General features: G+C 54.9%; 24 protein-coding genes. 10 read left to right on the top strand and 14 right to left on the bottom strand.

The features are described from left to right. The first annotated feature begins 22 nt into the window (after positions 1-22). Positions 23-1,318 (top strand): citrate synthase, encoded by a 1,296-nt coding sequence (gene gltA, locus ACFE33_RS09495; RefSeq protein WP_380052679.1) that lies wholly within the window; start codon positions 23-25, stop codon positions 1,316-1,318. A 64-nt stretch (positions 1,319-1,382) separates the two neighbouring features. Here gltA and ACFE33_RS09500 read toward each other — a convergent pair whose 3' ends face one another. From ACFE33_RS09500 to ACFE33_RS09545, 10 genes are all read right to left on the bottom strand, one after another. Beyond that, positions 1,383-2,159 (bottom strand): enoyl-CoA hydratase-related protein, encoded by a 777-nt coding sequence (locus tag ACFE33_RS09500; RefSeq protein ID WP_380052681.1) that lies wholly within the window; start codon positions 2,157-2,159, stop codon positions 1,383-1,385. An 89-nt stretch (positions 2,160-2,248) separates the two neighbouring features. Beyond that, on the bottom strand, positions 2,249-2,713 hold the full coding sequence (locus ACFE33_RS09505) for a cytochrome c-type biogenesis protein CcmH (RefSeq protein WP_380052683.1): 465 nt from the start codon (positions 2,711-2,713) through the stop codon (positions 2,249-2,251). Positions 2,714-2,715: 2 nt separating this feature from the next. Further along, the gene (locus ACFE33_RS09510) at positions 2,716-4,701 is read right to left on the bottom strand and encodes a heme lyase CcmF/NrfE family subunit (RefSeq protein ID WP_380052685.1); all 1,986 of its coding nucleotides are present in this window, start codon (positions 4,699-4,701) and stop codon (positions 2,716-2,718) included. A gap of 89 nt (positions 4,702-4,790) precedes the next feature. Continuing rightward, positions 4,791-5,336 (bottom strand): holin family protein, encoded by a 546-nt coding sequence (locus tag ACFE33_RS09515; protein ID WP_380052687.1) that lies wholly within the window; start codon positions 5,334-5,336, stop codon positions 4,791-4,793. Continuing rightward, positions 5,327-5,938: a holin-associated N-acetylmuramidase gene (locus ACFE33_RS09520; protein ID WP_380052689.1), complete on the bottom strand. Its 612-nt coding sequence runs from the start codon at positions 5,936-5,938 to the stop codon at positions 5,327-5,329. The genes ACFE33_RS09515 and ACFE33_RS09520 overlap by 10 nt, the downstream gene beginning before the upstream one ends. Before the next feature lie 86 nt (positions 5,939-6,024). Next, on the bottom strand, positions 6,025-6,468 hold the full coding sequence (gene ccmE / locus ACFE33_RS09525) for a cytochrome c maturation protein CcmE (protein ID WP_380052691.1): 444 nt from the start codon (positions 6,466-6,468) through the stop codon (positions 6,025-6,027). Between the two features lie 5 nt (positions 6,469-6,473). Further along, on the bottom strand, positions 6,474-7,502 hold the full coding sequence (gene argC / locus ACFE33_RS09530) for an N-acetyl-gamma-glutamyl-phosphate reductase (protein WP_380052693.1): 1,029 nt from the start codon (positions 7,500-7,502) through the stop codon (positions 6,474-6,476). Between the two features lie 58 nt (positions 7,503-7,560). Continuing rightward, positions 7,561-8,373 carry a glutamate racemase gene (gene murI, locus ACFE33_RS09535; RefSeq protein ID WP_380052695.1) on the bottom strand — a complete coding sequence of 271 codons (813 nt, stop codon included), beginning with the start codon at positions 8,371-8,373 and terminating at the stop codon, positions 7,561-7,563. Positions 8,374-8,396: 23 nt separating this feature from the next. After that, complete coding sequence (locus ACFE33_RS09540; protein ID WP_380052697.1) at positions 8,397-9,266, bottom strand: lysophospholipid acyltransferase family protein; 870 nt, start codon at positions 9,264-9,266, stop codon at positions 8,397-8,399. A 96-nt stretch (positions 9,267-9,362) separates the two neighbouring features. Beyond that, complete coding sequence (locus tag ACFE33_RS09545) at positions 9,363-12,764, bottom strand: indolepyruvate ferredoxin oxidoreductase family protein (RefSeq protein WP_380052699.1); 3,402 nt, start codon at positions 12,762-12,764, stop codon at positions 9,363-9,365. 157 nt (positions 12,765-12,921) lie between these two features. Between ACFE33_RS09545 and ACFE33_RS09550 the strand changes: the two genes are divergently transcribed. The 5 genes from ACFE33_RS09550 to grxD all read left to right on the top strand — a co-directional run bounded on the left by ACFE33_RS09550 (position 12,922) and on the right by grxD (position 17,682). Beyond that, complete coding sequence (locus tag ACFE33_RS09550; RefSeq protein WP_380052701.1) at positions 12,922-13,824, top strand: LysR family transcriptional regulator; 903 nt, start codon at positions 12,922-12,924, stop codon at positions 13,822-13,824. A 441-nt stretch (positions 13,825-14,265) separates the two neighbouring features. After that, complete coding sequence (gene purL / locus ACFE33_RS09555; protein ID WP_380052703.1) at positions 14,266-16,425, top strand: phosphoribosylformylglycinamidine synthase subunit PurL; 2,160 nt, start codon at positions 14,266-14,268, stop codon at positions 16,423-16,425. A 61-nt stretch (positions 16,426-16,486) separates the two neighbouring features. Further along, on the top strand, positions 16,487-16,963 hold the full coding sequence (locus ACFE33_RS09560; RefSeq protein WP_380052705.1) for a hypothetical protein: 477 nt from the start codon (positions 16,487-16,489) through the stop codon (positions 16,961-16,963). Positions 16,964-17,034: 71 nt separating this feature from the next. Next, complete coding sequence (locus tag ACFE33_RS09565) at positions 17,035-17,277, top strand: BolA/IbaG family iron-sulfur metabolism protein (protein ID WP_380052707.1); 243 nt, start codon at positions 17,035-17,037, stop codon at positions 17,275-17,277. Positions 17,278-17,322: 45 nt separating this feature from the next. After that, on the top strand, positions 17,323-17,682 hold the full coding sequence (gene grxD / locus ACFE33_RS09570; RefSeq protein WP_380052709.1) for a Grx4 family monothiol glutaredoxin: 360 nt from the start codon (positions 17,323-17,325) through the stop codon (positions 17,680-17,682). Positions 17,683-17,727: 45 nt separating this feature from the next. Here the strand turns inward: grxD and ACFE33_RS09575 are convergent, their stop codons facing one another. Together ACFE33_RS09575 and ACFE33_RS09580 are read right to left on the bottom strand one after the other, a co-directional pair. Next, complete coding sequence (locus ACFE33_RS09575; RefSeq protein WP_380052711.1) at positions 17,728-18,114, bottom strand: cell division protein ZapA; 387 nt, start codon at positions 18,112-18,114, stop codon at positions 17,728-17,730. Next, positions 18,114-18,590 carry a hypothetical protein gene (locus ACFE33_RS09580; protein ID WP_380052713.1) on the bottom strand — a complete coding sequence of 159 codons (477 nt, stop codon included), beginning with the start codon at positions 18,588-18,590 and terminating at the stop codon, positions 18,114-18,116. The genes ACFE33_RS09575 and ACFE33_RS09580 overlap by 1 nt, the downstream gene beginning before the upstream one ends. A gap of 282 nt (positions 18,591-18,872) precedes the next feature. Here ACFE33_RS09580 and tkt point away from each other — a divergent pair, with 282 nt between their 5' ends. The 4 genes from tkt to gap (ACFE33_RS09600) all read left to right on the top strand — a co-directional run bounded on the left by tkt (position 18,873) and on the right by gap (ACFE33_RS09600) (position 23,650). Further along, a complete protein-coding gene (gene tkt, locus ACFE33_RS09585; RefSeq protein WP_380052715.1) occupies positions 18,873-20,900 on the top strand; it encodes a transketolase in 2,028 nt (675 codons plus the stop codon). 434 nt (positions 20,901-21,334) lie between these two features. Then, entirely contained in the window at positions 21,335-22,339 is a 1,005-nt protein-coding gene (gap, locus tag ACFE33_RS09590; RefSeq protein ID WP_380052717.1) for a type I glyceraldehyde-3-phosphate dehydrogenase, read from the top strand. Between the two features lie 30 nt (positions 22,340-22,369). Next, positions 22,370-22,513 (top strand): hypothetical protein, encoded by a 144-nt coding sequence (locus ACFE33_RS09595; protein ID WP_380052719.1) that lies wholly within the window; start codon positions 22,370-22,372, stop codon positions 22,511-22,513. 132 nt (positions 22,514-22,645) lie between these two features. Continuing rightward, a complete protein-coding gene (gene gap / locus ACFE33_RS09600; protein ID WP_380052721.1) occupies positions 22,646-23,650 on the top strand; it encodes a type I glyceraldehyde-3-phosphate dehydrogenase in 1,005 nt (334 codons plus the stop codon). Between the two features lie 81 nt (positions 23,651-23,731). On the opposite strand, the gene coaD is transcribed toward gap (ACFE33_RS09600), so the two are convergent. Beyond that, positions 23,732-24,223: a pantetheine-phosphate adenylyltransferase gene (gene coaD, locus ACFE33_RS09605; RefSeq protein WP_380052723.1), complete on the bottom strand. Its 492-nt coding sequence runs from the start codon at positions 24,221-24,223 to the stop codon at positions 23,732-23,734. 107 nt (positions 24,224-24,330) lie between these two features. Continuing rightward, entirely contained in the window at positions 24,331-24,765 is a 435-nt protein-coding gene (locus tag ACFE33_RS09610; RefSeq protein ID WP_380052725.1) for a CBS domain-containing protein, read from the bottom strand. Between the last annotated feature and the right edge of the window lie 16 nt (positions 24,766-24,781).

Genomic DNA, 24,781 nt, shown 5'->3' on the forward strand with positions numbered 1-24,781 from the left:
GACCGATTTGAGAGGAACTAATATGGTTGAGAGCACAAAAAACGCCACTTTGACGGTCGACGGAAAGTCCTATGACCTCCCCGTCTACAGCCCGACTGCTGGACCGGATGTTATCGACATTCGTAAACTTTATGCCCAATCAGGCATGTTCACGTATGATCCGGGCTTCACATCCACTGCGGCGTGTGATTCTGACATTACGTTCATTGATGGCGCCAAGGGCGAGCTGCTTCACCGTGGCTACCCTATCGACCAACTCGCAGCGAAATCGCACTATCTCGAAGTGTGCTACCTACTGCTCTATGGTGAGCTCCCAACCGCTACACAGCTCGAAGATTTCGAAAGCCGCGTGACCAACCACACGATGGTGCACGAGCAAATGCACAACTTCTTCCGAGGGTTCCGTCGCGACGCGCACCCTATGGCCACCATGGTGGGTGTTGTTGGTGCGATGTCGGCGTTCTATCACGACTCAACGGACATCACCGATCCGATGCAACGCGAGATCGCATCGGTTCGCATGATCGCCAAGCTTCCGACAATCGCGGCGATGGCCTATAAGTATTCCATCGGCCAACCCTTTGTTTATCCACGCAATGATCTGGATTACGCAGCGAACTTCTTGCACATGTGCTTTGCGGTTCCAGCAGAATCCTATGAGGTTAACCCGATCCTTGCCCGTGCGATGGACCGTATCTTTACGCTCCACGCTGACCACGAGCAAAACGCCTCTACATCGACAGTTCGCCTTGCTGGTTCCTCCGGCGCGAACCCGTTCGCTTGTGTTGCGGCTGGTATTGCTTGTCTTTGGGGGCCGGCACACGGCGGTGCAAACCAAGCCTGCCTCGAAATGCTTCAGGAGATCGGCAGCGTTGATCGCATCCCAGAGTTTATCGCACGCGCCAAAGACAAGAACGATCCGTTCCGTCTGATGGGCTTTGGCCACCGCGTTTACAAAAACTTCGACCCGCGCGCGACTGTGATGAAACAATCCGCCGACGAAGTTCTGGAACTACTCGGCGTAGAAGACAACCCAATCCTTCAGGTTGCCAAAGAGCTTGAAAAACAAGCCCTTAATGATCCGTATTTCGCAGAGAAGAAACTCTTCCCGAATGTGGATTTCTATTCTGGCATCATCCTAGAGGCCATGGGCTTCCCGACTTCGATGTTCACACCGATCTTTGCGCTGAGCCGCACAGTAGGTTGGATTTCGCAGTGGAAAGAGATGATCGGCGATTCCGCTCTCAAAATCGGTCGCCCACGTCAGCTCTACACTGGCGCCACCATGCGCGACTATGTGGATGTAGAGGACCGCTAAGGTCCTCTAACCCAAAAGAAAAGCGCCTCCTTGTGGGGCGCTTTTTTTGTTTCTAAGGGGTCGCTTAGCGCCCTTCAAACTGTGCTTTTCGTTTTTCAACAAAGGCAACGACACCCTCTTTGAAATCGCGAGTCTGCCCCGCGCGCCCCTGCAGTTTCGCCTCGAGCGTTAACTGTTCTTGAAGCGTATTATCGTAGCTTGCGCGCAAAGCTTCCTTGATCCGCGCATAGGCCTGTGTCGGGCCAGTGGCCAATGTCTGTGCACGGTTATGCCAATGATCGGCAAAATCCTCGTCGGCAACGGCTTCGTAGATCATGCCCATGTTGCTGGCTTCTTCGGCAGTGATCGGCTCGGCAAAGAGTGCCGCTCCCATTGCTTTAGCAAACCCAACCTGTTTAGGAAGCCAATAGGTTCCCCCAGCGTCGGGAATAAGCCCGATACGCGCGAACGCTTGGAGGAAGACAGCGCTTTGGGTGGCAATCGTGACATCACAAGCCAGCGCAAGGTTCGCCCCTGCTCCTGCCGCAGCGCCATTCACTGCCGCAATTGTCGGCACAGGGCACTCATAAATCACACGCAAGAGTGGTTCGTACTCATCACGCAGGGTACGCTCAAGGTCCGCGTTCGCGGCGCTGACACCATCCCCAAGATCCTGCCCCGCACAGAACGCGCGGCCGTTTCCGGTAAGCACAACAACGCGCGCTTGCTTGCCCATATCCCGTATCGCGTGGGTAAGTTCTGCCCGCATCAACGGATTGAGCGCGTTCATAACATCTGGACGGTTCATCGTAATAATCGAGATACCGTCGCGCAGGGAAACGCGGATCATTTGATAATTCATAAGGCACTCCTTCGGCCAGTTTCCCATAAGGTAGTGAACCGAGTGTTACAGAAAAAGAGCAACCTTGCGTTATTACGTAAAAATTTCGCCTAATTGTCGAGAATATCGTCCAAGCGATCCTGCTCTTCGCGCGAAAGTTCGGCCTGAGTCGCGGCGCTATCGCTCTTCGAACTGCGTCGAACGAAAGCAACCCCGACCGCCAGCGCCAGCAAAAGCATCAATGGCCCCGCCAGCCAAAGCACCAAATTCGCCCCGCCAACCGTTGGCTTGAGCAGAGCAAATTCGCCATAACGATCAACGATATAGGCTACCGTTTCCTCATCGGTGTCGCCAGCAACCAAGCGCTCGCGCACCGCGAGGCGTAGGTCGCGGGCAATGTCGGCGTTGCTCTCGTCGATGGTTTCATTCTGGCATTGCATACAGCGCAATCCCTTAGAAATCTCACGAGCGCGCTCCTCAAGCACGGGGTCGTCCAGCATTTCATTTGGCTCAACTGCGACGGCAGAAACTGCTAGCGAAATCCAGAGCATAAAGGCAGTCAGAAAAGTTTTCATATCTATTCCGCCGCCTGTGCCGAAGCAGATGTATTGCGTCGACGCGAAACAGCGCCAACCCTATACCGACGATCAGAAAGGCTAAGTGCGCCACCGAGCGACATGATTATCGCCCCCGCCCAAATCCAGTTCGCAAAGGGTTTGATATATGTCCGCACGGCCCATCCGCCATCAATCTGAGGATCACCGATCACAACATACAGATCACGTAAAAAGCCATTGTCGATCGCGGCCTCGGTCGTGGGCATTCCTTGAACCGGATAAACCCGTTTCTCTGGGTGCAAAACCGCTACGGTTTTATTACCACGCTCCAGTCGTATTTGCGCCATGACCGTTGTGTAATTTGGCCCTTGCCCCTGTGTGACCTCTTCCAGAGTGACGTCGTACTTGCCGACTGTGAACGGCTCACCAATCTGTGCGACGCGGATGTCCTCTTGTTCCCACGCCATCAGCATCGAAATGCCCAATACGGTAATGCCAAAGCCAGAGTGCGCGACAACACGCCCCCATTCGGCCCGCGGCAGACGCCCCAAACGTGCAATCCGCGCCGAAGCAGACTGCCGCGCGCTTCCGGTACGGTGCCAGATATCAAGCGCTGCGCCGACAATCACCCAAGAGCCGAGGAATACCCCAATCGGAGCAATCGCACTACGATCAGTTTGCATCGCCCAGACCAAGAGTGCCAGCGCCACACAAAGCGCCAAGGCCCCTCGCAATGGTCGCAGCACACGGCCAAGCTTAGCGCGTTTCCACGGCAGCAGAGCCCCGACGGGTAACAAGAGCGCAATCGCTATCATGAAAGGTGTAAACGCTGTGTTAAAGAACGGCGGTCCTACCGAAAGTTTACGGTCCAGGAAAAGCTCGGCCACAAGCGGCCACATCGTTCCGACAAAAACGACAAAGCACGACACGGTCAGCAGAATGTTGTTCAGAACCAGCACGCTTTCCCGACTGGCCACGCCAAACACACCCTTACTTGTGAGGACATTTGCGCGCGCAGCAAAAAGTGTGAGCGCGCCGCCCATATAAATCGCCAGCAGAACAAGGATAAACACGCCGCGCTCTGGATCAGTTGCAAAGGCATGAACCGACGTTAGAACGCCTGAGCGCACGATAAATGTGCCGATAAGCGAGAAACCGAACGCAAGGATTGCCAACAGGATCGTCCAAGCTTTTAGGCTTTCGCGCTTCTCGACCACAATCGCTGAGTGCAACAGCGCTGCGGCAATAAGCCAAGGCATAAAGCTGGCGTTTTCAACAGGATCCCAGAACCAGTACCCGCCCCAACCAAGCTCATAATAAGCCCACCAAGAGCCAAGTGCGATACCAATGGTTAGGAATATCCACGCCGCAAGGGTCCAAGGGCGCACCCAACGCCCCCACGCCGCATCAACGCGCCCCTCGATCAATGCCGCAACGGCAAAGCTGAACGCCATGCTAAGGCCAACATATCCCAAATAGAGGAACGGCGGATGAAATGCGAGGCCCGGATCCTGAAGGAGCGGATTAAGGTCTCCGCCATCAAACGGAGGGAATTCAACGCGCGTAAACGGGTTGGAGGTGAATAGGATAAACGCATAGAACCCAACACCGACGGCACCCTGAACCGCCAAAACACGCGCCCGCAATGTCGCAGGAAGGTTCGAGCCGAACCACGCGGCACTGGCGCCAAACCCGGCAAGGATCAACACCCAAAGCAGCATCGAACCCTCGTGATTGCCCCAAACACCCGACACCTTATAAAGCATCGGTTTCAGCGTGTGAGAGTTAGCAAGCACCAATTCCACCGAAAAATCAGACGTCACAAACGCATAGGTCAGCGCGGCAAAGGCATAGAAAACAAGGACGAACTGCGCGGTCGCGGCGGCGGCACCTGCGTCCATCCACCCACGCCAACCCTTTTGAGCGCCCACAAGTGGAACGGTCGCCTGAACGATTGACAACAAAAACGCGAGGATCAGGGCAGCATGGCCAAGTTCAATAATCATGCGCCGAATATGCCCCTTCTCTTCGCAAGGAGCAACGGATTCCGCGCATGATATTGGGGGCGTAATGTCACAACCAAGTTATGTCATGGTTACCCCATCGACACGCTGCGTTGATCACGACGCCAAGCGGCAAGAGCTGCATTCTCCTCTGGCACCGTCGCCGAGGTGGGAGAGAAATGCGTAAGCGCTTCGATATTGTCGACCACCTCGGGGACGCGCTGCATGGTTTGAGATAGCGAGCGCTGGAACTCATGCGACTTCACTTGATGGCGTGCGCCAAAGTAAAATGACACGATCACTCCCAACAGCCACCAAAGCGGTTCCGGCACCAAAATAAGTCCCTGCATGCGACTGGCAAACCAGACGGGATCAACCATAGCACTCACAAATAGCGCCAAAATCCCAAGGACCATCGCAGGGCGCGGCAAACGATTCAGACCATCAACAAATCGATCAAATCTCCCGCCGCGCGGGACATCAAACTCGGCGGTATGTTGATCGATTGCCTGCCGCCGAAGCATTGCGCTGCGCTGTGCGGATGCCTCCGTATTCTCGCGAAAAACTTCGGAGGTCTCGCGGATGATGTTGCGGCCCTGTCCGAATAGTAGAGAAAAAACCTTATCTATCAACCCCATCCGGCGACCCTTTCATGATGCTCTCGCACACTCAGATGGTATCGCGGCGCGATGAAACTCTCGGCCCGCATAATCCATCCACCCTTGCCGCCGTCCTTGCGGCGCGCATATTTGCGACTACTGGGGCGGGCATCCGCAAGGCGGTAATAGTAGTTGCGCCGCGCAATCCCGTAAGCATCCACCAGATACCCCGCCGCAATCCCATGTGCGATACGCGCGGCCTCTTGCGTTTCAGGGCCGATCACCCCGTCGATATGAACAATCTGCCCCATGTCGCACAATAGATGCTGAAGCACCTTCACCGCATGACGTCCCGCATTCACATACATATCAAACACGCTCGCCTGAAGGTTCGTCGGCAGCGTATCAATGCGCGGACGTTCGAAATAATGCTCTATGAAGATTTTGACCGCATCCGCCCGTTCAAGTGCATGAACATCGGCAATATCGACGGCACCATCGCCCGTCAGATCAATGCCCAACCGCCGCAGAGAATGTATAGTCACCCCGAATTTCGTAGCCCCACCCGGATCATCGGGATCGTTCACGAAACCACCCTCACGGTCCACGATGTCATTTGCGATTTCTTCTACACTTTGCATGAAGCCCCCAGTTCCGAGGGATCAGCCCCTCATGTCAGGAACTGTGGCAACAAAACGTTTACAAATTCGAACTGGCGCGAACGTTGCTAGCCTTCACCACCTTGATAGACGCCTTGTTCCTTGAGCGCGTCCACCACTTCTTTGGGCATGTAGGTTTCGTCGTGTTTTGCAAGTATTTCAGTGGCTTGGAATACACCATTCACGTAAGTTCCGGTTCCAATTACGCCTTCGTTCTCGGCGAACAGATCGGGCAACACCCCGTTGTATGCCGCAGGGACCTCGGCCCCTCCATCGGTGACGACAAATCGAATTTCCTGCCCCACGCCGCGCTCAACGCTACCCTCAAGCACCAACCCGCCAAGGCGGAACACCTCATTTGGCGCGGGCGGCTCTTCCATGACTTGCGACGGCGAGCGAAAGAAATTGATGCCGTCGCGCATCGCGTACCCAATCAACGCCGTCGAAACAATGAGCGCAACAATAGCGACAAGGATTATCTGAATTCGGCGGGTTTTCTTGAGGTTTTTCATATAGTTTACGGAAACACAGGGGCCATCATCAGCCCTGCTGTTTCGTCCTCTCCAAGCATAAGGTTGGCATTCTGAAGGGCCTGTCCCGACGACCCTTTGGTAAGGTTATCAAGCGCAACCATGACAATGGCACGCCCCTCAATCCGGTCCGCCGACACGCCGACATGACAGAAGTTACTGCCGCGAACATGGCGCGTGCTTGGGGTCTCTCCGAACGGCAACATCACCATAAACGGTTCATTTTCATAGGCTTGCGAGAGAGAGTTAAACACCGCTTGCGGGTCTCCCTTCACGTAAACAGTCCCAAGAATTCCGCGGTTCGCGGGGATCAGATGCGGCGTGAACTGAACCTTTACAGGCTCTCCGGCAATTGCCGAGAATTCCTGATCAAATTCCCCGAGATGCCGATGCGTGCCACCAACCGCATAGCCATGCGCGCCTTCGGACAACTCTGCATGAAGAAGATTTTCCTTAAGGCTCCGACCCGCACCAGAAACACCGGTAATCAGGTTGATAATGATATCATCCAGCGCGATCACCTTGTCCGCAATCAACGGCCGCAACGCATATTGCCCCGTCGCCGCATTACACCCCGTCCCCGCGATAAGGCGCGCGGATTTGATCTCGTCGCGATAAAACTCGGTCAGGCCATAAACGGCCTCGGCCTGCTGCTCCAGCGCATCATGTGAACCGCCATACCACTTGGTATATTCTTCAGGGTCACGCAGACGGAAATCAGCCGAAAGGTCCACAATCTTCAGATCACTTGGCAAATCACGGATCACCGACTGGCTCGTCGCATGGGGAAGCGCACAGAAGCACAGGTCAATCTTGCTGAAATCCACTTCTTCAATTGTAACAAGGTCAGGCAAATCAAGATGGCGCAGAAACGGAAAGACCTGTGCCATCGACTGCCCTGCTTTGCGCGAAGCAGTCAGCGCGGCAATTTCCATATTCGGGTGATTGGCAATCAGCCGAACAAGTTCCGCGCCTGTGTAACCAGACGCGCCAAGAATAGCGATTTTATGGGTCATTATCCGGACCTTTTTAATGTTCGTAGTCTATGTAAGGGCAATTTTGTGCGGGCGCAATTCACGCTGCTTCAAACGTGATCTTTCGTCGCAAGAACTGCGTCGCGCGGTTGGACACGCGCTCTGGATCGCCCGTTGTCAGAAACATCGATTTTACGCCTGATCCCTTGAGGTTAGGGCGCCGCAGAAGATAATCCGCCAAGCTTTCCGCAACCAGATCGGCCTGCGAATACACCTTTACATCGGGGCCAAGCGCGGCCTGAAACTGTTCTTTCATGAGCGGATAATGCGTGCACCCAAGGATTGCGGCCTCGGGCTTAGGCATTCTGCGCTTCAATGCTTCGACATGACTACGCACAAGGGCTTCAGCGAGGATTTCATCGCCATCCTCAATCGCATCGACCACACCGCCACAGGGCTGCGCCTCTACGTCCACACCAATCGCACGGAACGCCAACTCGCGCTGAAACGCGCGGCTAGAGACAGTGGCAGGCGTCGCAAAAAGCGCCACATGCTGAATTGCAACCTCGCGCGGCGGAGAATTATCGCCCCACTGGCGCTCTGTTAGGGCTTCGATCAACGGTACAAACACGCCGAGTACGCGTTTACCCTCTGGAATCCAGCTCTCCTGCATCCGGCGCAGCGCCGCCGCAGAGGCCGTATTACACGCAAGGATCACAAGATCACATCCAGCATCCCAAAGTCGCTCTACCCCCTGCGTTGTCAGGTTGTAAATATCCTCGGCATCCCGAACCCCATAAGGCGCGTGGGCGTTGTCACCATAGTAAACAAACGGCACATCCGGCAGTTTTTTGGACACCGCATCAAATACCGTGAGCCCACCCAAACCAGAATCAAAAACTCCAACTGCCATGATGTATCCTTTCGGCGCCTCAATTATGCGCGATACTTTTCTTCGAATTCATAACCATAGTCTAGCGTGTTCAGCGGCGTTGGCGAGAGTTCATAAGTCGCCTGACGCAAAAATCGCATCATAGCGGCGGAATCCCTGCCATATTCCGCCAGTTTCGTTGGCGTACATGGCTTTCCGATTGTTACATCCAGCGGCGTCCGCAAGCGCGCGCGAAACTCCGAAATAAGCAACCCAAGACGCAGAGTCTCATGCACATGGCTCGCAAGCTGAAATAGCCGCGAGTTGTTGCCGTGGAAATAGACAGGTACCACCGTTGCGCCCGATTTCTGGATCATCTTAGCTGTAAAATTACGCCAGCTCGGATCCATTGGCCGCGTAAAAGGCCGCGCGGCAGTCGAAACTGTCCCGCCTGGGAACACACCAATCGCTCCGCCGTCATTCAAATAGGCCAGCGCTTTTTTCCGAGTTTCAAGGTTCGTTCTAACGGCTTCTTTTGTCTGGGAAAAACTGATCGGAAGGATGATGCGGTTAATGTCATCCGCACGGTTGAAAACAGAATTCGCAAGAATACGAAAATCACCGCGATGGGCTGCCAAGAGGTGCCCCATTACCAAGCCATCGAGTATCCCGTAAGGATGGTTCGCAACCAACACCAGCGGGCCCGTGCGCGGCAACGCATCAATCGCGCCATGGACCCGTAGATCGACGTTATAGCGCTGCATCATGACCTGCCAGAAGTCGGCACCTTGGCGAACTTCTTGCTCGTATCCTGCCGCCTTGCGGATCAATCTCCCGCGTCCTGTAACGCCCTCAAGCAGTCGAATAACGGTGCGACCACTCCGCGTTTTGGCAGAGCTGGCATAGCTGATGTCGCGGGCAATATCTTTGTTCATTTGAGGGCCTCGATCTTCTCAAGGCCCCCATACTTGGCCCCACCCCGTCGCGCTAGTGAAACTTGAGCGTTGGGGTAATTTTCTGTTCAGGCGTTCCTATTGCGCCGCGATTGGCGTCTGCGCACCCCCTGCACGGATGTGACCCAACAACGCCTCGCGACGCTTCATCGCCTTAACTTCGTTGGCCGCCTTCACAGGTCCAAACCCCCGAATTTCCAGCGGTAAAGCCGCGAGTTCCAGAACCGCCTCCGCCGTGGCATCGGAATATAACGGCAAGACTTCATCCAAATCCGTTTCGTATTGCGCAATCAGAGCGCGTTCCATTTTGCGCTCTTCGGTGCGGCCGAACGGATCAAACGCCGTTCCGCGCAGCGACTTCATGCGTGCGAGAGTTTTGAACAGGGGCACAATCCACGCACCAAACTCACGCTTCTTGGGCCGCCCGTCACTGCCCTTGGACCCTAAGATCGGCGGCGCGAGGTGGAAGCGCATCTTGAAGTCGCCGCCAAATTCCTCTTTCGCCTTGTTCTGGGTCTCCAGATGCAAGCGCGCAGCCTCATATTCATCCTTATAGGCCAATAGCTTATGATACCCCTTGGCAACCGCTTCGCGCAGTTCTGGGCTATCGATATTGGCAAGACGTGCACGGTATTTTACGGCAAGCGCTTCGTTCTGATAGGCAACAAGATGCTCTGCGCGATAGTCGATAAGCTCATCCACCGTCAGCGGCTCTGTCACAGGTTTCTCACTCGCTTTACGCGCCTCATCCGGATAGAGCGCAGCCCAACGACCGATTTCAAACGCGCGTTTGTTGCCCTCTACGGCGGTTTTGTTCAGCTCGAGCGCCTCAAAAATCGCGTCATGGGTCAACGGAACCAGCCCCCGCTGCCACGCAGCCCCAAGCATCATCATGTTTGAGAAAATGCTATCGCCCATCAACGCCGTCGCCAGCGCCGATGCGTCGAACATCTGCAATTGATCCCGAAGCCGCGCCTCAAGCGCCAAATGCAAACGATCCAACGGGAGCTTGAACTTGGTGTCGCGCGTGAAATCACCCGTGATGATCTCGTGGCTGTTCACGACCGCGCCCGTCTTGCCCGTTTTCATTAGGCCAAGCGTCTTGGCCCCTGCGGTCGTAACAAGATCACCGCCGATAACGGCATCGGCTTCGCCCGTTGCGACGCGGATCGCGCTGATATCGCTTGGTTTATTCGCAAGCCGACAGTGAATATGAACAGCGCCGCCCTTCTGGGCAAGGCCTGCCATTTCCATCATGCCCGCGCCCTTACCGTCGATATGCGCGGCCATCGCAAGCACCGCCCCGATGGTCACAACGCCAGTACCACCGACGCCAGTGATCACCATGTTATGCGTCCCTGATATTTCGGGAAGCACGGGTGCCGGCATGTCGGGGAGTTCAATCGTTGCCGTCGCAGCTTTGCGGATTTCTGCGCCCTCAAGTGTGACAAAGGACGGACAGAATCCGTTCACACAGGAGAAATCCTTGTTACAGCTACTTTGATCAATCGCGCGTTTGCGGCCAAGTTCTGTCTCGACCGGAACGATGGACACACAGTTACTCTGGACACCACAATCGCCACAGCCCTCGCAAACATCGGTATTGATAAACACACGTTTGTCGATGTCGGGGAATGTCCCGCGCTTGCGGCGGCGACGCTTTTCGGCCGCGCAAGTCTGGATATAAAGGATTGCGGACACGCCCTTGATATCGGCGCACCGTTTTTGAACTGCGGTTAGGTCCGCACGCTCGAATGTTTCGACACCCCGCGGGAATTGCGACAGGTCCACGTCTTCTTTCTCGTCATATACAACAAAGAGATCCTTCACCCCCATCGCCTTGAGTTCGGCCGCAATCCGTGGCGCAGTAAGACCGCCTTCGTTGGTTTGCCCACCCGTCATGGCAACGGCATCGTTATAGAGAATTTTGTACGTGATATTCGTTCCCGCCGCCAGCGCAGCACGGATCGCGAGCGAACCAGAGTGGTTATAGGTCCCATCACCGAGGTTCTGGAACACGTGCTGAGTGGTCGAGAACGGCGCCTCTCCGATCCAGTTCGCACCTTCACCGCCCATTTGGGTAAAGCCGGTCGTCTCGCGGTCCATCCACTGCACCATATAGTGACAGCCAATCCCTGCATAAGCGCGGTGCCCCTCAGGAACGCGTGTAGACGTATTGTGTGGACATCCCGAACAATAATACGGCAGGCGCGCGGCGATATCCGTTGCATTATCAGCCTGTTGTGCCGCATCGAGAACCTTCAGGCCCTCTTTCACCGCGTCGGTTCCGCGTCCCTCTTCGACCAGAATTTTACCGATGCGCTGTGCAATCATGATTGGTTCGAGCGCATAGCGAGTTGGGAACAACTCCTCGTCATTGGCCTTGCGCCAGCCGTAAACACGCCGCCCCTTGCGGTCGTCGAAAATCGCTTCTTTGACCTGCACCTCGATCAGCTTGCGCTTTTCTTCAACGACAACGATCAAATCCAGATCTTCAGCCCACTCGTGAAAGCTCTTCATATCCAATGGCCAGACCTGCGCGACCTTATAGGTCGTGATGCCAAGACGATCCGCCTCCTCAGCGTCCAGCCCCAAGAGCTGTAGCGCATGTGTGAGATCGAGCCAGTTCTTACCAGCAGCAACAAACCCGATTTTGGCGCCCGGCTGTCCCCAAACGCGCTTATCAATACGATTTGCACGTGCGAATGCTTCGGCAGCTTGGCGTTTATAATCGATCATCCGCACTTCTTGCGCTACGGGCGTGTCACCCAAACGAATGTTCAGGCCGCCCTCTGGCAGTTTGAAATCAGGCGTCACAAATTCCTGCGCGAACGGGTCACCATTTACAACGGCGGTGGCCTCCACGGTGTCCTTCATGGTTTTCAGGCCAACCCACATCCCCGAATAGCGGCTCAGCGCCCATCCATAGAGACCAAGATCGAGAATTTCCTGCACACCAGCGGGCGAAACAATCGGCATATAGGCATCAACCATTGCCCAATCGCTTTGGTGCAGGGTCGTTGAACTCTCGCCCGTATGATCATCGCCCATCGCCATCAGAACGCCGCCGAGCGGACTGGTGCCCGCCATATTCGCATGGCGCATCACATCGCCAGAGCGGTCCACACCCGGCCCCTTACCGTACCAAAGGCCAAACACGCCCTCGTGTTTCCCCTCGCCGCGCAACTCGGCCTGCTGGCTGCCCCAGATCGCCGTCGCGGCCAGATCCTCGTTCAGACCCGGCTGAAAGGTGATCTGGTTTTCGCTGAGCAACTTGCCGGCGCGCTGCATCTGAAGATCAACAGCCCCAAGAGGCGATCCGCGATAGCCCGTACAGAACCCCGCCGTGTCGTGCCCCGCGGCCGCATCACGCGCGCGCTGCATCAACATCAACCGCACCAGAGCCTGCGTTCCGTTCAAAAGAATCGTGGATTTTTCCAAATCCAACCGATCATTCAAATTGATTTTCTGCTTAGACATCACGCATTTCCTCCTCAAAGCGATCATATCACAACATTAGGTCAAAAATGCTGACTTAAAAACACATTTTTTTGTCAGTTGGGCATTTGCATACTTGATAGTAATAAGAGTAATTCTATGTACTAATTTCCAAACAAAGGGACATGAACGCGCCAAGATGGACTGGGACAAGCTAAGAATATTTCACGCAGTGGCTGACGCCGGGAGCCTAACCGCTGCGGGCGACATCCTCCATTTGTCGCAATCTGCGGTATCTCGACAGATTCGCTCTCTCGAAGAGAGCTTGGATGCCACCCTTTTTCACCGTCACGCACGCGGACTGATTCTCACGGAACAGGGGGAATTCCTGTTTGATGCGACCATCGCCATGAGCAAACGGCTTGAGGCCGCCTCTGCGCGCATTCGTGATAGCGAGGATGAGGTCTTTGGAGAGTTGCGCGTCACCTCGACAATTGGCTTCGGCACACTTTGGCTCGCGCCGCGCCTGCCCCACCTCTATGAGAAATACCCTGACCTAATGGTCAACCTGATGCTCGAAGAAGGTGTCCTTGACCTGCCCATGCGCGAGGCCGACGTCGCCATCCGTATGAAAGAGCCAAGTCAGGCCGATCTCATTCGCAAGCGCCTGATGTCTGTGCGTATGCGTCTCTATGCGACGCAAGAATATCTCGACACACACGGCACCCCTACCAAGCTGCCCGATATCAAGGGGCATCGCCTTATCTGTCAGAACACATCTAGCGCGCAAGTTGCCGCCAGCTCCGGCTTTGTGCAGCACTTGATGACGTATGATCCCAAGCTTTCGCTAACGGTAAATAACTACTTCGGTGTACTACAGGCTGTTTTGTCGGGTTTGGGCATCGGTGTGCTACCTGATTACCTCACTGACGATTTCCCGAACCTCGTGCGCGTGATCGAGGACGCAGAAAGCAACGAAGTGCCTGTTTATCTGGCTTATCCAGAGGAATTGCGCCACTCCAAGCGTATTTCCGCCTTCCGCGACTTCGTCATCAAGGAAATCTTCGAACATCGCAAGAGGTTACAAGAAGACGCTGCCTGAAAATTCAGCAGTTTTTTAACGCAAAAAAGCCCAAATCCCTGTGAGATATGCGTCACACGCATAGCGGGAATGCAGATATTGTACGATTTTACTATTGAAACGATGCGATTGGGTCCATAAATGACCCTAGAAGCTGATGCAAAGACTTCTTTCATTGCTTCAACCTCCCTGTTGGACTTGGCCGAGCATTGTCTCGGCCTTTTTTTTCGCCAAATTTTCCAAGCACCCGAAAATCTCGCCCATGAACCGTGCAGTTTCAAAACTGCGCATGAATTACGCAGGTCCATTTTTTTGCGGATTTCGCACTCCAAATCAGAAAATCAATGTTTCTGCCCACACAACTCACGCGCCCCCTTTCCCTTTGGGTGTTATTTGCTTATTGGAAAGCCAACTTCAAAATGGGCCACGTCGAATTGAGGTCGTGCAAATATGGGGACTGTCATGCAAGAGCCAACCATCACCGAAGATCTAATCGCGAGTCACGGCCTAAGCCCTGATGAATACGCCCGCATCCTAGAGATCATCGGTCGCACGCCAACCTTTACCGAACTCGGTATTTTCTCGGCGATGTGGAACGAGCACTGCTCTTATAAGTCCTCCAAGAAATGGCTCCGCACTCTTCCTACCGAAGGCCCACAAGTTATCTGCGGCCCAGGCGAAAACGCTGGCATTGTTGATATCGGCGACGGCCAGTGCGTCGTGTTCAAAATGGAGAGCCACAACCACCCAAGCTATATCGAGCCCTATCAGGGTGCCGCGACAGGCGTTGGCGGCATCCTTCGCGATGTCTTCACTATGGGCGCGCGCCCCATTGCCGCGATGAACAGCCTGTCCTTCGGCCTTCCCTCCCTCCCCAAGACAAAGCAGGTCGTGAATGGCGTGGTTGAGGGCGTTGGCGGCTATGGTAACTGTTTCGGTGTTCCAACCGTGGGCGGCGAAGTGCGCTTTCACGCCGCCTATAACGGCAACTGCCTTGTGAATGCTTTCGCGGCGGGCCTTGCCGATACCGACAAGATTTTCTACTCCGCCGCTTCAGGCGTTGGGATGCCCGTTGTTTACCTTGGCGCTAAAACGGGCCGTGACGGCGTTGGCGGCGCAACGATGGCTTCTGCGGAGTTTGACGACACAATCGAAGAGAAGCGCCCCACCGTTCAGGTTGGCGACCCCTTCACCGAAAAACGCCTGATGGAGGCCACGCTCGAACTGATGGCCACCGGTGCCGTGATTTCGATCCAAGACATGGGCGCGGCTGGTTTGACCTGCTCGGCCGTGGAAATGGGCGACAAAGGCGGGCTGGGCGTAAAACTCAACCTTGAGAACGTCCCTCAACGCGAAGAGAACATGACCGCCTACGAGATGATGCTCTCGGAGAGCCAAGAGCGGATGTTGATGGTTCTGAAACCAGAACTCGAAGCCGAAGCGCGCGCTGTTTTCGTGAAGTGGGATCTGGATTTCGCCATCGTAGGAGAAACCATCGCAGAGGACCGCTTCCTCGTAATGCACAACGGCGAGGTTAAGGCCGATCTGCCATTGGCGACGCTTTCCGGCTCGGCCCCTGAATATGACCGCCCGTGGGTCGAAACACCGCCCGCCGAGGCCCTCGAAGATGTGCCCGGCATTGATCCAATTGACGGTCTCAAGGCGCTGATTTCAAGCCCGAACTACGCCTCCAAGCATTGGGTGTACGAGCAATACGATACAATGGTTATGGCCGATACCGTCCGCAATCCGGGCGCGGGCGCAGGGATCGTTCGGGTGCATGGCACCGACAAACAGCTTGCCTTCACTTCCGACGTAACCCCCCGTTATGTAAAAGCAAATCCTGTCGAAGGCGGCAAGCAAGCCGTCGCCGAGGCCTATCGCAACCTGTCATCTGTTGGAGCCCGCCCGCTGGCGACGACCGACAACATGAATTTCGGCAACCCTGAAAAGCCCGAGATCATGGGCCAGTTCGTCGGTGCAATCAAAGGTATCGGAGAAGCGGTACTCGCGCTGGATATGCCCATCGTTTCGGGCAACGTGAGCCTTTACAATGAGACAGACGGCAAAGGCATCCTACCCACACCAACAATCGGTGCCGTTGGCCTGATCGAAGCTGACCAAGAACCAATCATCGGCGAAGTTCGCGACGGGCATATCGCCCTATTGATCGGTGAAACCCACGGACATTTGGGCCAATCCGCCCTCCTCGCCGAAGTATTCGGCCGCGAAGAAGGCGACGCGCCACGCGTTGACCTTGCCGCCGAGAAAACAAACGGCGAGTTCATTCGCGCGAACCGCGACCTGATCAAAGCCTGTACCGATATTTCGGACGGTGGGCTGGCACTTGCGGCATTCGAGATCGCAGAAAGCGCGGGCGTCGGTGTTTCTCTCGATAGTAGCGACACGCCATTGTTGTTCGGAGAGGATCAGGCGCGCTATTTGGTCGCCTGTAACTTTGATCAAGCCGAAGCCCTCATGAGCGCTGCCAGCGCCGCGGGTGTTGCCATCGAAACTGTCGGCAAGTTCGGCGGCGATATGGTTCACTACGGAAGCTCCTCTGCCTCGTTGAGCGAACTCTCGGAAGTGTACCGCACTAGTTTTGCGGCCAGTGTCGCCTAACCAAGACACGATATCTGCCGCCCTGCGGCCTGACTGTGCGCGCTGCGCGGCCCTTTGCTGCGTGGCGCTCTATATCGACAAATCCGACAAGTTCGCCTTTGAAAAACCGGCCGGTGTTACGTGCCGGAATCTGACGGGTGATGATCGCTGCAAAATTCATAATACGCTTGAAGAACAAGGATGTAGCGGCTGCATCGACTATACCTGCGATGGCGCGGGACAGCGCGTTGTCCAAGACCTTTACGGCGGCATATCATGGCAAAAGCGGCCCGAAACCCTAGCCCCAATGAGCGAAGATTTTGCCAAGATGCGCCGCATTCACGATCTTCTGACGCTCCTTGCTGCGGCGCGTAAGCTTCGACTATCGGACCCGATCGTGGCCGAGTTGGATGGGTATATTCAACGTCTACTGCCGCAAGAGGACTGGAGCAGAGAAACCTTTGATGCGTTTGACGAAATCGCGATAAAATCCGAGGTCACCTCATTCCTGCAACGGTTGCGCGAACACCTACCGCCTCCCGCATCGAAATTGTCATAGAATCCGCACTTAACCCGCCTTGAACTCTCAGAATGTCGGGACTAGATTTGAGGCAACGAAAGAGGTGCTCAATGGCGATGCAAGCCCAAGAAATAGAAGACCTGATCCGCGCGGGATTTCCCGATGCAAAAATTACAATCACAGACCTGGCAGGCGATGGAAATCATTGGGCCGCCGAGGTGATTGATGAAAGCTTTCGCGGCAAAAACCGCGTTCAACAACAACGCGCCGTTTACGCAAGCCTGAAGGGCGCAATGGATGGAAACGCGGGTGCGCTTCATGCGCTGGCACTCACAACTAAAGTGCCCGAATAGCCGCCCCAAACTAACGCCGCATCTGTGGCAGAAAAGGATGCTCCCATGAGCGCAGAAGAACAAATCAAAGCGACCGTGACCGATAACGACGTTGTCCTCTTTATGAAGGGCACAAAAGAAATGCCACAGTGTGGCTTCTCTAGCCGCGTTGCGGGCGTTCTGAATTTTATGGGCGTGGAATACAGCGATGTAAACGTCCTTGCGGATGATACAATTCGTCAAGGTATCAAGGACTATTCCGACTGGCCGACAATCCCGCAACTCTATGTTAAGGGCGAATTTGTTGGCGGTTGTGACATCATCACAGAGATGACGCTCTCTGGTGAATTGGACACATTGTTCGCTGAAAACGGCGTGGCATTCGATAAGGATGCCGCAGACAAGATCCGCGCTGCGAACGCCTAAGTTAAAAACGCGCCCATCAGGTTAACTCTGATGGGCGCGTTTCTTTTATGCTTGAAGCTTTTCCTCGACTTCGCGGGCCAAAGCTTCTGATCGAGCGGCGATTTCCGCCATTGTTTCAAATACTTGCTCTGGAATAACCGGCACCGGCTCGGACACAGGTGGACGCTCGCGTAATTCGGTAATGAGCTGCTCCTGCGTTGCGATCTTGTCGTTCGCATGCTTCAAGCGCTCTTCGAGGCCCGCCGTCTTATCCGCAAGCATCAAACCCGCCATCAACAACATCCGCGCTTCTGGCATCCGTCCGATCTGAGAGGCGAGCACCGAAGCCTCCGCATCCAAAAGCGCTGCGGCGGAGTGAAGGAAATGCTCCTCTCCGTCCTGACAGCTCACTTCAAATTCGCGGCTTCCGATTTTTACTTTTACTTCGGGCATTACGCTTCCTCCCCGATAATCTCGCTCAATTCTCCGAGCAAGCCGTCCATTTCATTTCGATCTGCCGTATGCACAGCGCGCAGCGCGACAAGCTCGGCTTCCATGGACTTGTTGATTACTTCGGGGTCATTTGCCGTCGCCGCGTCGCGCAGAGCGGCGTTATTCTCGCGTAGTTGCGCATTCACGTTCTTGAGTGCAAGCGCGTCGGCCTCAACCGTTTTGAGCGCGACCTGAAGTTCCGCAACGCGTTTCTCCAGATTGGTGACTGTTTCCTCTTGGGTGGTTTTGATCGCAATAACCCGCGCCTCAAGTTGCGCGTTTACGGTGCGCTCACTCTCCAATGCCTTTTCAAGCGCGGCGATAGCGCCCTGATCTGGCGCAGTTTCGGCGGGCTTGGCTGTGCTGGCGTTTATTGTTTCGCTGATTTTTGAAAGGGCGGCCGTTATTCGGCGCTCGTAATCTACTATTTCGCTCATCTGCCTGTCTCCTCTTGCTGCGCTGTAAATCGGGCGATTTGGCGTATTTCGCCTTGTTAACGTCCCAAAATACACAATCTACGATGAATTCGTTAACACCCAGTGCGCAACGAATCGCCGCAAATTCGCGGATTTGTCCCAGTTTACAGTGGCGATTTCGGAAATGCGCCCCCTTTTGCGCCATTACTCGCGCCAAGAGGTTGATCGTTCTTGAACTTCACGCCGGGGGTGCTATCAAAACGCCGACACTTATCTCTAGGCCCGAACCAAAGGAATAATACCGTGGATATTGCTACACTTCGCAAAGAACATTCGGAACACTGGAAAAAGGCCGCTGCCATTCGTGTGCTTACACTTGACGCCGTTGCCGCCGCGAATTCCGGTCACTCGGGGATGCCAATGGGCATGGCCGATGTTGCGACCGTTTTGTTTGAAAAGCACCTAAAATTTGATCCACAAAATCCACAATGGCCAGACCGCGACCGCTTTATTCTCTCGGCGGGTCACGGCTCTATGCTTATCTATTCCTTGCTGCACCTGACCGGCTATGCCGACATGACGCTTGAGGAAATCAAGAACTTCCGCCAATGGGGCGCACGCACCGCTGGTCACCCTGAGTTCGGCCACGCCGCAGGGATTGAAACGACAACTGGCCCGCTTGGTCAGGGTATCGCCAACTCTGTTGGTTTTGCGATGGCTGAGGAAATTCAGCGCGCGCGTTACGGCAAGAAAATTGTCGATCACTATACATATGTCATCGCTGGCGACGGTTGTTTGATGGAAGGTGTCTCTCACGAGGCAATCGGCCTTGCAGGTCGTCAACAGCTATCCAAGCTGGTTGTGTTCTGGGACAACAACGGCATCACGATTGACGGCAAGGTAGATATCTCCGACCGCACCGACCAAGTTATGCGCTTCAAGGCCGCTGGCTGGCACGTTCAGGAAATCGACGGCCACGATCCAGAAGCCATCGACGCGGCGATCACCGCGGCCAAGAAATCCAACAAACCTTCCATGATCGCCTGCGAAACGCATATTGCGCTCGGTTCTTCCGCTCAGGACACATCCAAAGGTCACGGCGCCCTCACCGACCCACAGCTCATCGCGGACACTCGCGAGGCATATGGCTGGGAATACGGCCCGTTCGAAATCCCTGCGGATGTTCAAAAGGGCTGGAAAGAGATCGGCGCACGCGGTGCGGACGAGTTCGCAGCATGGACAGAGCGTTTTGCCACCCTTTCCGGCGGCAAGCAAAGCGAGTTTAACCGCGCATACGACCTCGATGTTCCCAAGAAGCTCTCTGCGGTTGTAAAAGCCCTCAAGAAGCAGGTTTCCGAAGAGCAACCCAAGGTCGCGACACGTAAATCCTCTGAAATGGCGCTCGAAGTGCTCAACCCGCTGTTGAGCGAAACAGTTGGTGGTTCGGCTGACCTTACGGGGTCTAACAACACGATAACGGGTGATCTGGGCGTATTCACTCCAGAGGATCGCAAAGGTCGCTATGTTTACTACGGCATCCGCGAGCACGGCATGGCCGCAGCGATGAACGGCATGGCGCTTCATGGCGGTGTCCGTCCTTATGGCGGTACGTTCATGTGCTTTACCGACTATGCCCGCCCTGCAATGCGCCTTGCCGCGTTGATGAAAATCCCGTCTGTTTTCGTCATGACACACGACAGCATCGGCCTTGGCGAAGATGGCCCAACCCACCAGCCGGTTGAGCATCTCGCTATTTCGCGCGCGACACCGAATACATATGTGTTCCGTCCCGCCGACACCGTCGAAACCGCAGAAGCATGGGAAGTCGCGTTCACAACCAAAGACACCCCATCCGTTCTCGCGCTTTCGCGTCAAGGATTGCCGACCGTTCGCACTGAGCACAAGAACAAGAACCTCACCGCAATGGGCGCGTATGTCCTTCGCGATGCCACTGCAAAACGTCAGGCAATCCTGATGGCAACGGGTTCTGAGGTCTCGGTTGCGCTTGCGGCGGCTGACATTCTTGAGGAACAAGGCATCGGCACACGCGTCGTTTCTATGCCATGCATGGAACTCTTTGAGGCGCAGGACGAGTCCTATCGCAAGCGCATCCTTCCGGGTGGTCCCGTTCGCGTGGCCATCGAGGCTGGCGTTCAAATGGGCTGGGACAAATGGCTGACCGGCGAGCGCGGCAAATCCACTAAGGCAGGCTTTGTCGGCATGACAGGGTTCGGAGCTTCGGCCCCTGCCGAAACGCTTTATGAAAAGTTCGAGATCACTGCCGAAGCTGCGGCAACCAAGGTCAAAGAACTTCTCGGCATCCAAACTTAAGCCACCAATAAACTCCGCCCCTGCCAATTTGTTTTGGCAGGGGTTTTCATTTGAATCTATTCAGAACACCAACATGGCCAACACGCTTGGTGCTTCGGTTGAATGGACTGATCTCTCCATTCGACATTTGCGTTCATCAACTCTGGCATGATTTTCGCTCAATTAGTTGAGAACGGCGCAACTTAGGCGCGCTGTGAAACTCAACTCCGCCAAATTGATTCTCTTTCTCTGACTGACCATTCCAATGTTATCGCCAACATTTCCGAACTGGTTGAACAAAAGATCAAAATGTTAGCGCCAACGGTAAAAGATTGCGCTAACAGGCTGTGAATATTGGGTTTTCGCCTTTGGCCTCGGGAAAAACTCCAAGTATAACACCCCGAAACAACCAAGCTTTCAGAGGCCCCTGAAAGAGGTTGTCAAAGGAGTTTGTTATGACCGTTACTGTCGGGATCAACGGATTTGGCCGCATTGGCCGCTGTACATTGGCACATATCGCCGAAAGTGGACGCAACGACGTACAAGTTGTGAAGATCAACGCCACCGGCCCCATCGAAACCAACGCGCATTTGCTCAAGTATGACTCGGTTCATGGCCGTTTCGGAAACGAAGTCCGCGTCAATGGGAACACGATGGACCTCGGCCGTGGCCCGATGGATGTGATGTCGACTTACGATCCGAACGAACTTGACTGGTCCGGCTGTGATGTTGTTCTTGAGTGCACAGGCAAATTCAACGACGGCGAGAAGTCGGCGGTTCACCTTGAGCGTGGCGCCAAGCGCGTCCTGATTTCGGCCCCAGCAACAAATGTTGCGCGCACTGTTGTTTATGGCGTGAACCACCGTGATTTGCTCCCGCAGGATACGATCGTTTCCAATGGGTCCTGCACAACCAACTGCCTCGCCCCACTTGCCAAAGTTCTGAATGAAGCCGTCGGAATAGAAAGCGGCATTATGACGACGATCCATTCCTACACAGGCGATCAGCCAACACTTGATCGCCGTCACAAGGATCTCTACCGCGCGCGTGCAGCAGCAATGGCGATGATCCCAACGTCGACCGGTGCCGCCAAGGCGCTTGGCTTGGTGCTTCCTGAACTTGACGGTAAACTTGACGGTACATCCATGCGCGTACCGACACCGAATGTCTCGGCTGTTGATCTCACATTCCTCGCGGGCCGCGATGTAACTGCCGAAGAAATCAACGAAATCGTAGCAGATGCAGCAAACGGGCATATGGGCGCGGTCCTCGCCTATGACCCCGAGCAAAAAGTCTCAATCGACTTTAACCACACACCGCATTCATCTATCTTTGCGCCTGATCAGACAAAAGTTGTCGGCAAACGCCACGTACGGGTGCTAGCTTGGTATGACAACGAATGGGGTTTCTCCTGTCGGATGGCCGATGTTGCCGCCGCGATGGGGCGTCTCCTTCACTAAAGGCGCCTTCGGCGCGCGGAGCCGAACGGTATGACGAACAAACTTGCACTTTATCTCGGGGGCATAATCATTGCGATTTTTGCCGCCGATTTCTTTTATTTTCACTGGGGATTGCCCGTTATTCTGGGCACCAAACTGGTCGATCTGATCGAATACCTCGCGTTTTGGCGCTAATCTCGAATAGTGGTACAAATTTCTGCCGCCTATTGTAGCGTGGACAGGTGTGAATGGTTGCAACTTCGCTGTGTTAGCGATAACAAAACCGTGGCCCATCATACTTGATCTGAAGTCCGAGGAGACTCCCCCATGTCTGTAAAAGTAGCGATCAACGGTTTTGGACGTATTGGACGCAATGTTCTGCGCGCAATCATCGAATCCGGCCGTACTGATATTGAAGTTGTCGCAATTAACGATCTTGGCCCCGTTGAAACAAACGCCCATCTTCTCCGTTACGACTCCGTTCACGGACGCTTCCCCCAAGAAGTCACAACAACAGAGACAACAATCGACGTAGGTCGTGGCCCAATCCAAGTAACAGCCATCCGCAATCCTGCCGAGCTCCCTTGGGGGCACATCGACATTGTGATGGAGTGTACCGGTATTTTCACCGCACGCGAACAAGCAGCAATCCACCTTGAAAACGGCGCGAGCCGCGTGTTGGTGTCCGCCCCTTCCGCAGGTGCGGATAAAACCATCGTTTACGGTGTGAACGACGGTGTACTGACGGCAGAGGACACAGTTGTGTCGAATGCGTCGTGCACAACGAACTGTCTCTCGCCCGTTGCCAAGGTTCTGAACGACGCCATCGGCATCAAGCGCGGTTTCATGACCACGATCCACAGCTACACTGGCGATCAGCCAACGCTCGACACAATGCACAAAGACCTGTACCGCGCGCGTGCAGCGGCGTGTAACATGATCCCTACCTCCACAGGTGCGGCCAAGGCCGTTGGTCTGGTGCTTCCTGAGTTGAACGGCGTACTTGATGGCGTCTCGATCCGCGTTCCTACGCCAAACGTTTCGGTTGTGGACCTAACATTCGAAGCATCGCGCGACACATCCGTTGAGGAAATCAACGCCGCAATCGAAGCAGCAGCGGCCAAAGGCCCGCTCAAAGGCATCCTTGGCGTTACAGACGAAAAATTGGTCTCGATGGATTTCAACCACGATGCGCGTTCGTCGATCTTTGCGACAGACCAAACCAAAGTTATGGACGGCAACATGTGCCGCATCCTGACTTGGTATGATAACGAGTGGGGCTTCTCTAACCGCATGGCCGATACAGCCGTCGCGATGGCGAAATTCCTCTAGGGACTCGCAAGAGAACATACTGATACTAAAGCAAAAGCCGCCTTCTCGGGCGGCTTTTTTTCATTTAGAGATCGGCGCTACTTACGAAAACTTTTGTACTAACGCGTCCTTGATCGCGGGGGTAACGAACTTGCTCACGTCCCCGCCAAGGCGCGAGATTTCCTTGACCAGTTTGCTTGCAATTGCCTGATGCTTGGCGTCGGCCATAAGGAATACTGTCTCAACACTATCATCCAGCGCGCGGTTCATACCAACCATCTGATATTCGTACTCAAAATCCGCAACGGCGCGCAATCCGCGCACAATGATCTGGGCATTCACGTCATTTGCACAGTCGATCAGCAGGTTTTCGAACGGGTGCACGACGATCTCGACGCCCATTTCCTTTGCGAGTTCAGAACATTCCGCCTCGATCATCGCGACGCGCTCATCCAGATCAAACAGCGGACCTTTGTCACGGTTGATCGCAACACCGATCACAAGCCGATCTACCAACACAGCAGCGCGCCGAATGATATCAATATGTCCAAGCGTTATTGGATCAAACGTACCCGGATAAAGACCAATCCGCATCTGCGATCCTCCTATGCAAACTTCCGCGACACGCAACAATATTGCGCGCGTGAATGCAAGCCCTCACGTCACTGGCAGGTCGCTTTTCTTTGCAACTGCGGCATTGGCTAGTGGCCCATGATCATCCCTTGCAGGGCGTCTTTCTCCATTGCGAGTTCAGACAGCTTGGCTTTGACCACATCCCCGATCGAGATCAACCCGACGAGCGCGCCATCTTCGACAACCGGAATATGTCGAAAGCGGCCATCCGTCATCTGTTGAAGGATGTCGTCGACAGGATCACCAAGCGCACAGGTGACGATATTGGTGGTCATGACTTCGCCGATCTGATCGGTCATACATCCCGCACCGCGCCGCCCAAGTTCGCGAACGATGTCACGCTCCGAGAGGATTCCCTCGGCTGTCTTGCCGTCATTTGAAATCACAATTGTACCGATCTTCCGAGAGGACAAGAGCGCCGCCGCCTCGCTCACGGTCGCGCCAGAGGCCAGAGTTACCACGCCATCATCCGCCTTGGACTTCAAAATCTGCTGCACGAGCATGCCCAAATCCTCCTAA

The sequence above is a fragment of the Falsihalocynthiibacter sp. SS001 genome (assembly GCF_042445055.1).
In the GTDB taxonomy this organism is placed as follows: domain Bacteria; phylum Pseudomonadota; class Alphaproteobacteria; order Rhodobacterales; family Rhodobacteraceae; genus Falsihalocynthiibacter.

What these genes read in the sequence shown, in the direction of transcription:
- gltA (WP_380052679.1), top strand. Translation starts at nt 23, where the DNA reads ATGGTTGAGAGCACAAAAAACGCCACTTTGACGGTCGACGGAAAGTCC.
- ACFE33_RS09500 (WP_380052681.1), bottom strand. Translation starts at nt 2,159, where the DNA reads ATGAATTATCAAATGATCCGCGTTTCCCTGCGCGACGGTATCTCGATT.
- ACFE33_RS09505 (WP_380052683.1), bottom strand. Translation starts at nt 2,713, where the DNA reads ATGAAAACTTTTCTGACTGCCTTTATGCTCTGGATTTCGCTAGCAGTT.
- ACFE33_RS09510 (WP_380052685.1), bottom strand. Translation starts at nt 4,701, where the DNA reads ATGATTATTGAACTTGGCCATGCTGCCCTGATCCTCGCGTTTTTGTTG.
- ACFE33_RS09515 (WP_380052687.1), bottom strand. Translation starts at nt 5,336, where the DNA reads ATGGGGTTGATAGATAAGGTTTTTTCTCTACTATTCGGACAGGGCCGC.
- ACFE33_RS09520 (WP_380052689.1), bottom strand. Translation starts at nt 5,938, where the DNA reads ATGCAAAGTGTAGAAGAAATCGCAAATGACATCGTGGACCGTGAGGGT.
- ccmE (WP_380052691.1), bottom strand. Translation starts at nt 6,468, where the DNA reads ATGAAAAACCTCAAGAAAACCCGCCGAATTCAGATAATCCTTGTCGCT.
- argC (WP_380052693.1), bottom strand. Translation starts at nt 7,502, where the DNA reads ATGACCCATAAAATCGCTATTCTTGGCGCGTCTGGTTACACAGGCGCG.
- murI (WP_380052695.1), bottom strand. Translation starts at nt 8,373, where the DNA reads ATGGCAGTTGGAGTTTTTGATTCTGGTTTGGGTGGGCTCACGGTATTT.
- ACFE33_RS09540 (WP_380052697.1), bottom strand. Translation starts at nt 9,266, where the DNA reads ATGAACAAAGATATTGCCCGCGACATCAGCTATGCCAGCTCTGCCAAA.
- ACFE33_RS09545 (WP_380052699.1), bottom strand. Translation starts at nt 12,764, where the DNA reads ATGTCTAAGCAGAAAATCAATTTGAATGATCGGTTGGATTTGGAAAAA.
- ACFE33_RS09550 (WP_380052701.1), top strand. Translation starts at nt 12,922, where the DNA reads ATGGACTGGGACAAGCTAAGAATATTTCACGCAGTGGCTGACGCCGGG.
- purL (WP_380052703.1), top strand. Translation starts at nt 14,266, where the DNA reads ATGCAAGAGCCAACCATCACCGAAGATCTAATCGCGAGTCACGGCCTA.
- ACFE33_RS09565 (WP_380052707.1), top strand. Translation starts at nt 17,035, where the DNA reads ATGGCGATGCAAGCCCAAGAAATAGAAGACCTGATCCGCGCGGGATTT.
- grxD (WP_380052709.1), top strand. Translation starts at nt 17,323, where the DNA reads ATGAGCGCAGAAGAACAAATCAAAGCGACCGTGACCGATAACGACGTT.
- ACFE33_RS09575 (WP_380052711.1), bottom strand. Translation starts at nt 18,114, where the DNA reads ATGCCCGAAGTAAAAGTAAAAATCGGAAGCCGCGAATTTGAAGTGAGC.
- ACFE33_RS09580 (WP_380052713.1), bottom strand. Translation starts at nt 18,590, where the DNA reads ATGAGCGAAATAGTAGATTACGAGCGCCGAATAACGGCCGCCCTTTCA.
- gap (WP_380052717.1), top strand. Translation starts at nt 21,335, where the DNA reads ATGACCGTTACTGTCGGGATCAACGGATTTGGCCGCATTGGCCGCTGT.
- ACFE33_RS09595 (WP_380052719.1), top strand. Translation starts at nt 22,370, where the DNA reads ATGACGAACAAACTTGCACTTTATCTCGGGGGCATAATCATTGCGATT.
- gap (WP_380052721.1), top strand. Translation starts at nt 22,646, where the DNA reads ATGTCTGTAAAAGTAGCGATCAACGGTTTTGGACGTATTGGACGCAAT.
- coaD (WP_380052723.1), bottom strand. Translation starts at nt 24,223, where the DNA reads ATGCGGATTGGTCTTTATCCGGGTACGTTTGATCCAATAACGCTTGGA.
- ACFE33_RS09610 (WP_380052725.1), bottom strand. Translation starts at nt 24,765, where the DNA reads ATGCTCGTGCAGCAGATTTTGAAGTCCAAGGCGGATGATGGCGTGGTA.